Below are 12,085 nucleotides of genomic sequence, written 5' to 3'. Positions count from 1 at the left end.
TGGTGCTGTGGTTTTTAATAAGTTGTTTGGTTTTTTTCTTGCTCAGTGTGTCGCGGAATGTATTGGCTTTGGCGCGGGGATGGCTTTGTGAATTAAAGTGGTTTGTGAAAGTTTGAGAGGCTTTTATAGTGTGTTCACTGGATGGAACAGGGATATGAAGCGTTTTGGGATGGCGTTGTTTTTATTTTTGGCTATTAGCTGCTCAGGCTTGAAGGCAGAAGAGTTTACTTACTGGGAATCGGGGCCGAATGGAAGTATTACTACTTTTTCAAAACCGTGGCAGGGGTGTGAGTACCTTGTTTATGAATATGTGCCTTGGTGGGGGCAGTCATATGCACCGCATTTGAATAGAGATACTCCATGGGGGTATGAGTGTTATTTATTAGTGACTGGAGGGTGGGGGCATCTATTTGCGACGATTGTTAAACGAACAATTTCTTGTGAACGCGGTGCTACTTTAAATTATACGACCGTGCAGTGCGGCTTTAATGGGCAAAAAGGTGCAGAAGACGATGAGTTGTACTGCAAAAGCCCCTCTATGCAAGTGGGTAATCCAATTAATGCCGCGACTGGTAATAAATTCCAATATGAGGAAGACTTTAGGGTTGGGGTCGTTAGTCCAATAGTTGTGGGGCGTTATTATAACAGTATGGATGGGCTTTGGAGGCATAGCTATTCAGGTACTCTAAATGTTGGTGCGGATTTTGTAGTTCTAGTCCGTTCGGATGGCCGAGAGTCTTTGTTTAAACTGGCTGGCGGTAAGTATTCATCTTCTACAGATCTGGGGTCGATGGTTGCTACTGATGCAGGATGGACTTTCAAGTCCCTGGATGGCTCGGTCATGAACTTTTCCGAAAGTGGTCAGCTGACCAAGGTCATCAATCAGCAAGGTTTGGTGCACAACGTTTCGCGTGATAAATATAATGTCACCGTCACTAATGAAGCAGGCCAGTCAGTAAAGTTTTCTGAAGATATTCTCGGTCAGCTAAAAACGCTTGAGTCTGGCGGGACGAAGATACAGTACCTATACCAAGCTCAGCGCTTAACCAGTCTTTCAAAAAATGTAAATGGGGTGGTTTCAACCCGAAGCTATCATTATGAAGATACGCGCAACGCTGGATTGCTGACGGGGATTACCGATGAGCGCGGTGTTCGCTTTGCTACATGGTCCTATGATGAAAGAGGCAGAGCCATTAGTAGCCAGCACAGCGGTGGAGCAGGGCTGACCCAGATTGCTTACAATGCAGATGGTTCCAGCTCGGTAACCAATGAGTTAGGCAAAACTACGGTGTATCGTTATAAGCAGATTGATGGTGTTAAGAGAATCATTGCAATCGAAGGTGAGCCAACTCCAAATTGCCCAGCCAGTAACTCGACCTACACCTATAATTCCCAAGGCCAGATATTGACCAAAACTGACGCCAAGGGACTGATTACAACCTACTCCTACAATGCTCGTGGCCTGGAGGCTAGTCGTACTGAAGCAGCTGGGACTGCTGTGGCTCGAACTACGTCAACTGAGTGGGATCCTGAACGATCATTACCAGTTAAAGTTATTGAACCCAATCGTATTACTGCATATAGCTACGACAATCAAGGACGGGAACTCACTCGGCAGGTCACTTCCCGATGAGTAATTATTGTCTGAAGGACCTGAGTATGTTTGCTTTTTCTTCGCGTCAGCTGATCGCAGGCCTCGCCTGCGCATGGCTTGCATGTTCTGCTCATGCCAGCACTATCAATCACACTTATACATCTTTGGGTCAGGTCGCAAGTGTCGACGGTGCCCGAACGGATGTAAGTGACATTACTTTGTATGCATATGATGCTCAAGGCAATCTTACGACTGTCACCAATGCGCTTGGCCATGTTTATACCCTTGGTAATTTCGACAGTTATGGCAATCCACAGATTGTCACCGATCCTAATGGAGTAGCCACAACACTTGGTTATACCCCGCAAGGATGGCTTGCCAGCCGAACAGTTGACTCATCGACCACGCAGTATAGCTATAATGAAGTCGGCGATATTCTGCAAATCACCATGGCTGATGGTAATTGGATAAAGTACCGCTATGACGACGCGCGACGCCTTATTGGGGTGACGAACCTGCTCGGTGAAAGCATTGACTACACGCTTGACTCGATGGGTAACCGCACTTCGGACACTATAAAAGACAGCAATGGAGCAATTGTTCACCTCCAGCGGCGAGTGTTCGACGAGTTGGGACGCTTGATCAAGGCGGTGGGTGCTGATAACCAGACCCGGCGTTATGATTACGACCTGAATGACAATCAGGCTGGCTCTACCACTGCGCGCGATCACAAAACGCAGCAGGCTTTCGATGCCCTGAATCGTCTCAGTAAGATTGTTGATCCCCTGCAGGGCGTTACTGCCTTGAGTTACAACCCTGATGATAAGGTCACACAAGTTGTCGATCCGCGTGGCGTAACGACACGATACACTTATGACAGCCAAGGCAATCAGACCAGCAGCATAAGTGCAGATTCCGGTACCAGTACTTTCGCTTATGATGAAGCCAATAACCTTATTCGCAGTACCGATGCCCGTGGCGTTGTAACCGACTATAAGTATGACGCGCTGAACCGCTTGGTCAGTAAAAGCTATCCTGCTACTCCTGCTCTTGATATCAAATTTCTCTATGATCAGACGGCGAATGGTAATTACGGTATCGGCCGCCGTACCGGTATTCAAGACAGCGCAGGCGTATTGACGTACACATATGATGCCAAAGGCAATCTGACCAACCAACACCGTTCGGTAGGTGTCAATGCTGGGGATTATTACGAAAATATAAGTTATGGCTATGATGCAGCCAATAATCTTGTTCAGATCGGATACCCGTCGAATATAGCTTTAACGTACACCCGCAACAGCGCAGCCCAAGTGACCGGTATCAAACTAACACTCGGTGGTAGAACAGTCACTCTGGCCAGTAGTATCGCGTATCTGCCTTTTGGCCCGCTGAAGTCCCTGACCTGGGGCAACGGCATCCTGCTGTCGAAAACATACGATCAGGACTATCTACTGACACAGCAACAAGTCGGTAACTGGCAAACGACTTATCGCTATGACGCTGACAGCAATATCAGTGCTACGACCAATAGCCTCTGGGGGGCGGTGCAGTACGAATATGATGCGTTGGGACGTTTGACTCAGGAGCAGACCAACACCACCAGGAAAGGTTATAGCTTCGACGCCACCGGTAACCGGACTCAGCGCATTACCAGCAACCTGAACAGCAGCGATAGCAGTGAAACCCAGTCCCTGGCTTACGCCGACGACAGCAATCGACTGGTCAGCCTCAATGGTTCGACATTAGCAACGGATCTGATCGGTAATCACACTCAACTCAACGGGCGACGCTATACCTATGACAGCCAAGGGCGGCTGAGCCAGGTTCATCAAGCCAGCATTTACCAAGTCGCCGAGTACAAATACAACGCCTTGGGGCAACGCATTACCAAGCGTACTTACGAAATGGGTAGCCAGGCGCTTGTAGGCACTACAGCGTATTTGTATGACCTGAGCGGCAAGCTCATTGGCCAGACGTTTTACGATGCTAACGGCCTGAAAACCAGCGGCCAATACTGGTTCTGGCTGGATGACATGCCTCTTGCTCAGTTGACGGCCAATTTCTCGACGCTGGGAGAGCTGAGCAGCAGCAAGCTAATCTATCTGCACACTGATCATCTGAATACACCACGGCTGGCCACTGATAGTACGCAGACCTTGCTGTGGCGCTGGAACAGCGATGCTTATGGCGTGGGTGCGCCTGAAGAAGATGTTGACGGTGATGGCAAGGCGACGATCGTAGCGCTCCGGTTTCCAGGGCAGATTTACGATGCGCAGACACAACTGAACTATAATTACTATCGTGATTACAATCCGGATACCGGGCGGTATGTGCAGAGTGATCCGATTGGGCTAAAAGGAGGATTAAATACCTATGGATACGCTCTTGGAAACCCACTGAAGTATTCTGATCCTAAAGGGTTAAATCCTCTAGTTTTATGTTTTGTTCCTGGAGTTGGTTGGGCTGCTTGTGGCGCTGCTGCTGAGACAGCTATAGCTGCTTGTACAGCTATTGGTTTTCGAATCGGAGGTTTTTTACTTGGGGGTTATCTAGCGAGTGAGGCTTCTCCAGAAATATCGCCAAGTGATGTGGCAGGAAAAACTCCCGAAGAAATTGATCAGTTGGCGAAAGAAAAAGGTCTAAATCCACAAGGGCCAGATCCTATGTCAGGTAAAGGCTCTTACACTGACCCAGTAACAGGTAAGCAACGTGTTCTGTGTCATACTAATTGTGACTCTCCGCATGCTCACGTAAATAATCCGCAAGGTCAGCGTCTCGATATCAATGGGAACGTTGTTGCGCCAGAGTCGCCAGCGGCACATTTACCAGTTAATTACTAATTGTTTGGTGAAGAAAATGCATGATTGGACCCTACAGTCGATTCACGTTGATTGGGCTCGTGGAGTGGCAAAAATCGAACTTAAGGACTCGATGTCCATGGTTAGATTTATCGAGATCAACGAGCTAAAGAGTGTAACCATACCAAGAAGGAATCCTTGGGGTGAAAGTGTTTCAATTAACGAGGCAATTTACCTTGTTAATGAGGGGGGGGAGCATGCTCTAATTGTTGAAATGCAATCGGGAGATTACATAAAAGTGGAAGCTGGATTTATAAGTAAGTTATAGTTTTTATAAATTTTACAGAGAGGGATTTCTCTGGCACCGGCTTTTTGCCGGTGTTTCCTTCGCTATATGTCTTTTGCCACCGCCTCTATATACTAGCTGTGAAGAGGACTGGAGGCAGAATATTCCAAGTGGTGGAGTTGTATCAGGGGGCCCAGGGCGCGCAGGAGTCTTGGCAGGAGCTCAGTTAAATCCGGACGGAACAGTATGCGGTTGGGGCGGTCTCATGGGAGGTATTCCCGGTCCCAATTGGAGTACTCGCCCAGTGGAGTTGGATAAATGATAGTATATGTTTTCTCGTTTTTTGATTTTTTCAACACAAGTTGTTTTAATATTCATTTAAAAAAGCAATCTCTTTAAAAGGATATTGTTAGACGTTAGAGGGGGGAGCTACACGGAGGCTCTTTTCGCTTGGTGATGTGGGTAAAGTAAGTTTTTACCTGCATATCCATAATGAGGGTAAGCCCAAAAGGGATTATGACCAGCCACACCAAGGCCATGAAACGCCGCACGTTCATGAATGGGAAAACGGGAGTGGAGAGCATCTCCGTCGTAACTACTCACCGTTGCAATAAAAAGGAGCTGATATGAACAGTTGGGGAGTTTTGGTCGAGTCAACTATTGATAGCGTACACGTCAATGCATTGAACAAAGAAATAAGAATCAATGTTACGTGTGCATGCGAAGGCAAAGGTAGACAACAGATTGTCGCAACTGGCGTCGATGATTTCGTTGCGAATGAAATGCGAATTTCTAATATTATTGATCGAGTAAATAGATTTGATGGCGACGATCTTGATAGGAGCAATTCAGATACATCAAAGCGTCTATTTTTTCTGATGAGAGGTAAGGCTCCAAGTTTATCTGAACTTGAATGGGGCGTTCTACAGAAAAAATTATCTTATATTCGTGACGGTAAATTGAGTCTTTTGGAAATTGAGCCAGTTTATGGGGCGACGATAATAATTTTAGCCAAGAGTTTCAGCCTTGAGCTTATAGCTTAGGCTTCGGATGCGGCAAACAATCCAGCAGAGCCGGACGAGAATAACTTAGACAAGATCAAAGGAAACAAAGCCGCAGATGCTGCGGCTCAGGACGCCGGATATAACGATGCTCACGATGCAAATAAGGGGCGAGGTGATGGTCGAGTGAATATCTATAACGATAAGACAACGGGGCAAAAGTGGATATGGGATGGTAAGAATGACTCAGGGAAAGAACAGTTATGAGTTCATTGTCCGTTAGAACGAAATCAGTTTCGTTGACATTCAGAGGCTTTGATCTCACTGCTGAGGAAGTTGTTGCTCTTGTAGGTGTGGCTGCATCAAGACTCGGAAATCGTGGTGAGCCAGTAAAACCTGGTGTCAAAACACGATTAACTCGATCTTACGCAATTTTCTCGTTGGACTTCTTAAATGACTACGAGTTATGCGAGATGCTCCCTGCGTTACTCACGCATCTTGGGGGAATCAATCATCTTTTCCAGATACAAAGTCAGATCCAACCAGAGTTTTCCGAGATTCATTTTGACTTACCGGTTGCTGCGTCCGATGAGTCACAAGAAGGATATTTGTCGACGACTGTTATTGCAGATGTCTCTCAACTTAAGGCCAGCATCTCATTCGGCTTTTTCTAAAGCCGTAAAGCCTTGTAGCGCGGGTCATTTGACCCGCGCTGGACGAAACGTTACGGCTCCCCAGGTCGTAGCGTTCCGTCCACAACCCTTCGCTTAAATGCAGCGGCGATATCCCCAATCCCCTGTTCACCGCTGATAGCGAAAGTTGTCCCAGATCTGTCCTATGTCACCGCCTCACGAACCCCACCTTCAAAACCCTGCACTGAACCCCGATGCTGGTCTCCCGAACTCTTTCAGGAGCCAGCCCCTCATGACGTCGTCCCGACGTTTGTAATTCCCTCGCCTTTATTAGTGCCGGTGGCTTTCACCAACAAAAGTCAGGGATGTAAACAGGCTGCGTTCCGAGATGTCTTTTTCGTCAACTGCCGGCACTCTGGCTTGGGCGGCAATAATGTTCAGCCCGTTGTTACGAATGACGATATTGGCACGCCCCTGCGCATCGGTCTTCGTGCTACTGGCATCCGACATTCCACGATAGTCATCGAGAAGGGCAATGTTGGCGGCTGGCTTGCCATCAATAGTCACTTCAACAGGTAGTGGGTTACCAACACCGACCTCCATTGGGTCTTTCAATGGGCGAATGACCATCGCTAGCTTCAAGTTATCGGGTATACGGGCGTGCGGTTCCAGAATTGCCAGGCTGTATTTGTAGCTGTGGCTGGCACTGACCGCGCCCGGTACTTCCGCCATCGGAGCATTGACGGACTTCCCATCCTTGCCCTTGCTCCATATGCCGTTGTCGAGTGCGACGGTCACGACTGCCGGGCTTGCTATAGGCACCAGGCGAGCGTGATCGCCCAGTCGCTCAACGGTGACGGGCACCCCCTTACCGTTCTGATCGTAGGCCCATACGCCTTTGATCTTCTCCGGTGCGTAGGCTTCATCCTCTGCGCCATGCCCATAAACGACCTCAAGATGGCCATAGCGTGTTTCCGTCCAGATGCCATGGGCAAAGGCTGATCCAGTGCTTAGAGCGCCCATTGCTACAGCCAGTGAAAGTGCAAATCTCATAGGTCTTCCTGATGTCATGAGTGAAGCTTTTCAAACGCCAGGGAAGCAAAAACATGCCTGCTCAGACCTGTGCCCACGCCTTGGTTTGAAAACGTGTCTAAATTGCTATTTGTTATAATGTAACATGTTGGTGGTAGCATGTTACTACATAACATCTTTAAGGAAGATAGCTTCATGTACAGATCTGCACATCGCGCCAGGGTTGGGGTTTTTACAAGTGCAGCGCTGACCGGCATGTTCTCGTGTGTATCGGTTGCGGCAGCGGAATCAGGGGCGGAGAGTCGCACTGAGCTGGATGCGATTGAAGTCGTAGGTGAAGGAAGCAGTTCCGGGCCTATCAAGCCGCTTACACGCAGTAAGGTGAGCAACGCACCGGAAAGCCTGCCGACGGCAGTGTCCACGATTACCCAGGAAGACATTCGCACGCTCAACGTCGACCGTGATATCTCCAACATCTATCGTCGTGTGCCGGGCGTGGTGGCCAACAATATTGACCAGGGTGACACTGGTAATGGTTTTCGTATGCGCGGCTTCACCACCAATGGCACTCACGGTGCTGACGTGGCGGTCACTGTCGACGGCGTACCGCAGAACATTCCATCGAGCCAGGGTGGGGCCGGTCACGGCCCGGTTTTCCTGGAATGGCTGACGCCGCAGATGATCAAGCGTGTCGACGTTATCAAGGGGCCTGTATCAGCGCTGTCTGGAGATCAGAACCGCGCAGGCTCGGTGAACATCGAGACGCTCGATGGCGGTGATGTGGCTTCAAGCATCGGCATGGACATCGCCAGCTTTGATGGCCGCCGTGCGAACCTGGTGCTGGGTGGAGAGCATGACGGCCTTGAATCGCTGTTCATCGCAGACGCCTACAAGACCAACGGCTATCGAAAGGCCGCCGAGACCAACCGCGACAACTACTTCTGGAAGCTCTCCAAGGTCATCGGTGATGCCAAGTACTCGGCCCGCTTCAGCCACTATGAGTCGGACTTCAAGAACGACGGCTATTTGAACCTCCCTGCTCTCAAGGCGGGCACGATCAGCCGTCGCGACACTGATAATTTGTATGGCTTCGGCAACGCCAACCGAAACACCTACGTCTTTAACCGGACCCCCGCAGAAGGAGAGGAAGGCCTGTCTTACACTGCGTACTTTGAAGATTTCAAGCGCGTGCGCGGCATCTCCAATGGCACCAACACCCACAACTATGGCAAGGATGACCGCGATATCTACGGCGGCCGCGTCGCCTACAACTTCGTTTACAAAGACTCGGCGGCGCTGATGGTCGGTGCCGATGTGCGCCGCGACAAGGGAGACGCTTTCCGCCAGCAGTACCGTAACTTCGAACCGACGCAGAACTACTACTTTGACTTCGATCAGGATCTGATCACTTACGGCGTGTTCGCCCAAGGGCAGTACAAGCCGGTCGATTCGTTGAAATTGCTGGCTGGCATTCGCTACGACCGCTTTGATTACGACATCAAGAATCTGAAGTTCCGCGATGCTGATACCGGTTACAACAGTTCAGTCACTACGCCGAAGCTTGGCCTGGTGTGGACGCCGACCGAGCAGTTCGAGCTGTTCACCAACGCGGCTCAAGGCTTCCGGTCACCAGCGGCGGAGTACATCAGTTCAGGAAGCAGCAGCGCATTGCCACTGAGCGAGACTGGAGGCCGGATCAACAGCAGCGTTCGACCAAGCAAAGTCACGTCCTATGACATCGGCTTCACTGTGCGTCCTACCGAGCGCCTCTCCAGTACCACCGAGTTCTATTACATCCAGAACGACAGCGAAACGCTGCAAACCTCGCCCGGTGTCTTTGAACAGGTCAGCGACACCACGCGCAAGGGCGTGGAGACCAGTTTCAACTACCAGGTCACCTCTACAATCAGCACTTACGCCAGCTATGGCCGAATCATCGATGCATCGATCAACAATCCTTCACCTGGCACCGGCGAGCAGTTGGCAGTGCCTGAGCACACCTACAAGGCGGGCGTTCAGCACCGCGACACCTTCATGGCTGGACAACTGACGCTCAACGCCGATGCATACCATCTTGCCGGCATCCCTTACTACGTTGGCACCGAGAAAAAGGAAATGCCGCTCTATACCCGGTATGACCTTCGTGCGTCCTACGACTATGATCAGTACCAATTCAGTGTTTACGGCACCTTTCAGCCCCATCGTTACGGCACTGAAGTCGCCTATGGCACAAGCACCGGGCTAGTGATTGTTCCTCAACCCTCCACGACCTTAGGCGCGTCGGTCAGGTATTTCTTCTGATCATTGAAGCGATGCTGAACATGGTGCGATAGCAGCCCGGTGCCGGCTTTCGGGTCGGCTTCCAGGCTTTGTACAAGATGTATCTGCTCTCGGTGTTCTGCGTTAAACAGGCTCACCTTCGCTCGAAAACATTTCGTACAGAGCCTGTCCCGGCCAGCGCTCGTTTCTGACAGGAGATCTCCGAGTTCATTCTGCTGGAGTGTATATTTCGTTACCCGAAAGGCTCGGAGCAGCACATGACGTTCGATGTCGGGACAGGGATTCTACTGTTAGAGATATTGATGAATACCAAGGCGTTGGTCGAGGATGAATCCGGTCGTCTCCAGTTCGATGCCGAGCGTCTTGGCGAACATATATCGACGGTGCTTGCCGATATCGAAGTCTTGGAGCGTCTGGACGACGAAGCCTATCTGGCCGGCGCCAGAGATTATGTCCACAAGCATTTGGGCGCTCCGCAGAGTTCACAGACACGCTTCAATTTCCCGACTTCGCACTATGCGCGCCGGGTGCTTGAGGAGTTGCCTCGTTGAATGCCTTGAAAGGGCTGCTGTTTTGGTACTGCCTGGCATCACTCGCGCATCGTTGATCAAGCTGGCCCAGAGCCGCTTGGGGCTGAATGCTGTGGAAGAGGATGTCTACATCGATAACCTGGGCGATTACAAGGAGGCAGGCGCTTGTGGAACAGCGGCGGTTATCACACCGATTGGCGGTATCCACCCCAGTTGGGTCAGGCCTCTAAATACTCAACAACTCCGTCACCGGCAACCGATTGGTCGTCTTCAACTCGCGCAATGAAAGATTCGAGCGAATGCTCGACACGCCCGGCAGTTTTCTCAGGACTTTTTCAACGAACCGGCTGTAGCTGTCCAGGTCTTTGGCAACCACCTGAAGCAGGAAGTCCGCCTCGCCGGTTGTGTTGTGGCAACTGAGCACTTGCGGTGCCGATTCAATGATCTTTTCAAACCTGGCTGTAGCTTCCTCGCTATGGTCCGTGCAGGAAATCTGCACGAATGCCATCACCCCAAGCCCCAGTTTCTTGCGGTTCAGGATTGCTTGATAGCCCTCGATCACTCCGTCTTCTTCAAGGCGTTTCTGCTTTCGCCAGCAAGAGGCTTCGCTGAGGGAAAGTTGCTCCGCCAGTTTGACATTCGACAGCCTGCCGTTGCGCTGCAGTCGATCCGAGATTGCAATATCTACCTTATCCAGCTGTTCAATCATGGCGGAATCTTTCATTTTGAATATTTAAATGAAATTTAATTTCAGTTGTTGTGCGGCGTCAATTGCAGCTTGAAAGGTAATTTCACCGGGTTCATTCATACTGGAGGCGCTATTCAGTCGGTGTTTTTTCGTTGTCGTGCCTGTCCCAGCAGAGGTGTTTTTCATGAAAGCTGTAGTCTACGAAGCCTTTTCCCTGCCGCCGCGTCTCATGACCGTCGAAGACCCGACTCCAAAGCGCCATGGCGTTGTCATTAAGGTGCAGGGGACGGGTGTTTGTCGCAGCGATTGGCACGGCTGGAAGGGGCATGATCCGGACATTCAACTGCCGCATGTTCCGGGACACGAACTCGCAGGGGTTGTGGCCGAGGTGGGCAGGGACGTCACTAAATGGAAGGTCGGTGATCGTGTGACTGTGCCGTTCGTGGGTGGTTGCGGTGCTTGTCCTGAGTGCAGCAGCGGCAATCAGCAGGTCTGCCACACTCAGTTTCAGCCGGGTTTCACTCACTGGGGTTCATTTGCCGAATACGTCGGTATCCACAAGGCTGACCTGAACCTGGTCGCGCTTCCCGAGCGCATGGATTTCGCGACGGCGGCCAGCCTGGGTTGCCGCTTCGTTACTTCGTTCCGGGCGGTCGTTGATCAGGGAAGGGTTACGGCGGGTCAGTGGGTTGCTGTTCATGGCTGTGGAGGTGTGGGGCTGTCGGCAGTCATGATTGCTCAAGCCATCGGGGCTAACGTCATTGCCATCGATATCTCGGATGACAAGCTTGAACTGGCCCGCTCGCTCGGTGCTGTTGCGACGGTCAATGCCAGCCGCGTTGCGGATGTCACCGAGGCCGTTCTGGAAATCACCAAGGGTGGCGCTCATGTTTCGCTGGATGCTCTGGGCCATCCGACCACCTGCTTCAACTCCATCAATAATCTGCGTCGTCGTGGCAGGCACGTCCAGGTTGGTTTGATGCTCGCAGACCATGCGAAACCGGCGATTCCGATGAGCAAGGTCATCGCCTATGAGCTGGAAATCTGCGGTAGCCACGGCATGCAGGCGCATCGTTATGACGCGATGATCGAGATGATCAGCTCCGGCAAACTGGCTCCGGAGAAACTCGTCGGCAAAACCATCAGCCTGGAGCAGTCCATCGATGCACTGGTGAACATGGACCGGTTCGAGACGACAGGCGTAACCGTTGTAACGGAGTTCTGATCCCGACCCTGATCGT

The 12,085-nt window shown here is 50.9% G+C and carries 9 protein-coding genes and 1 pseudogene; 8 read left to right on the top strand and 2 right to left on the bottom strand.

The window, feature by feature from the left end; all coding sequences use genetic code 11:
* Nucleotides 1–154: 154 nt before the first annotated feature.
* From CKW23_RS14515 to CKW23_RS26255, 4 genes are all read left to right on the top strand, one after another.
* On the top strand, nucleotides 155–1,633 hold the full coding sequence (locus CKW23_RS14515; protein ID WP_236249422.1) for a DUF6531 domain-containing protein: 1,479 nt from the start codon (nucleotides 155–157) through the stop codon (nucleotides 1,631–1,633).
* The gene (locus CKW23_RS14510) at nucleotides 1,630–4,437 is read left to right on the top strand and encodes an RHS repeat-associated core domain-containing protein (protein ID WP_256590454.1); all 2,808 of its coding nucleotides are present in this window, start codon (nucleotides 1,630–1,632) and stop codon (nucleotides 4,435–4,437) included. Before CKW23_RS14515 ends, CKW23_RS14510 begins: the two co-directional genes overlap by 4 nt.
* A gap of 870 nt (nucleotides 4,438–5,307) precedes the next feature.
* Complete coding sequence (locus CKW23_RS14500) at nucleotides 5,308–5,724, top strand: hypothetical protein (protein WP_095067771.1); 417 nt, start codon at nucleotides 5,308–5,310, stop codon at nucleotides 5,722–5,724.
* Nucleotides 5,725–5,945: 221 nt separating this feature from the next.
* On the top strand, nucleotides 5,946–6,356 hold the full coding sequence (locus CKW23_RS26255; RefSeq protein ID WP_025261928.1) for a hypothetical protein: 411 nt from the start codon (nucleotides 5,946–5,948) through the stop codon (nucleotides 6,354–6,356).
* A gap of 288 nt (nucleotides 6,357–6,644) precedes the next feature.
* On the opposite strand, the gene CKW23_RS14490 is transcribed toward CKW23_RS26255, so the two are convergent.
* A complete protein-coding gene (locus tag CKW23_RS14490; RefSeq protein ID WP_025261927.1) occupies nucleotides 6,645–7,385 on the bottom strand; it encodes a DUF4198 domain-containing protein in 741 nt (246 codons plus the stop codon).
* Between the two features lie 156 nt (nucleotides 7,386–7,541).
* Here CKW23_RS14490 and CKW23_RS14485 point away from each other — a divergent pair, with 156 nt between their 5' ends.
* The 3 genes and pseudogenes from CKW23_RS14485 to CKW23_RS14475 all read left to right on the top strand — a co-directional run.
* On the top strand, nucleotides 7,542–9,647 hold the full coding sequence (locus tag CKW23_RS14485) for a TonB-dependent receptor (protein ID WP_025261926.1): 2,106 nt from the start codon (nucleotides 7,542–7,544) through the stop codon (nucleotides 9,645–9,647).
* Between the two features lie 236 nt (nucleotides 9,648–9,883).
* Nucleotides 9,884–10,177, top strand: coding sequence for a hypothetical protein (locus CKW23_RS14480; RefSeq protein ID WP_236249424.1), 294 nt, complete (start codon nucleotides 9,884–9,886; stop codon nucleotides 10,175–10,177).
* Nucleotides 10,178–10,202: 25 nt separating this feature from the next.
* Nucleotides 10,203–10,361, top strand: a pseudogene (locus tag CKW23_RS14475) (aminotransferase class IV); the annotation flags it as partial.
* Between the two features lie 21 nt (nucleotides 10,362–10,382).
* Here CKW23_RS14475 and CKW23_RS14470 read toward each other — a convergent pair.
* The gene (locus CKW23_RS14470) at nucleotides 10,383–10,865 is read right to left on the bottom strand and encodes an Lrp/AsnC family transcriptional regulator (RefSeq protein WP_025261924.1); all 483 of its coding nucleotides are present in this window, start codon (nucleotides 10,863–10,865) and stop codon (nucleotides 10,383–10,385) included.
* A gap of 163 nt (nucleotides 10,866–11,028) precedes the next feature.
* On the opposite strand from CKW23_RS14470, the gene CKW23_RS14465 reads away from it, so the two are divergent.
* Entirely contained in the window at nucleotides 11,029–12,069 is a 1,041-nt protein-coding gene (locus CKW23_RS14465) for a zinc-dependent alcohol dehydrogenase family protein (protein ID WP_025261923.1), read from the top strand.
* The last annotated feature ends 16 nt before the right edge of the window (nucleotides 12,070–12,085 follow it).

Source organism: Pseudomonas sp. Irchel 3A18, assembly GCF_900187465.1.
GTDB lineage: Bacteria > Pseudomonadota > Gammaproteobacteria > Pseudomonadales > Pseudomonadaceae > Aquipseudomonas > Aquipseudomonas cichorii.
Note: the sequence above shows the minus strand (reverse complement) of the source record. Positions and strands in the feature narration are given on the sequence as shown.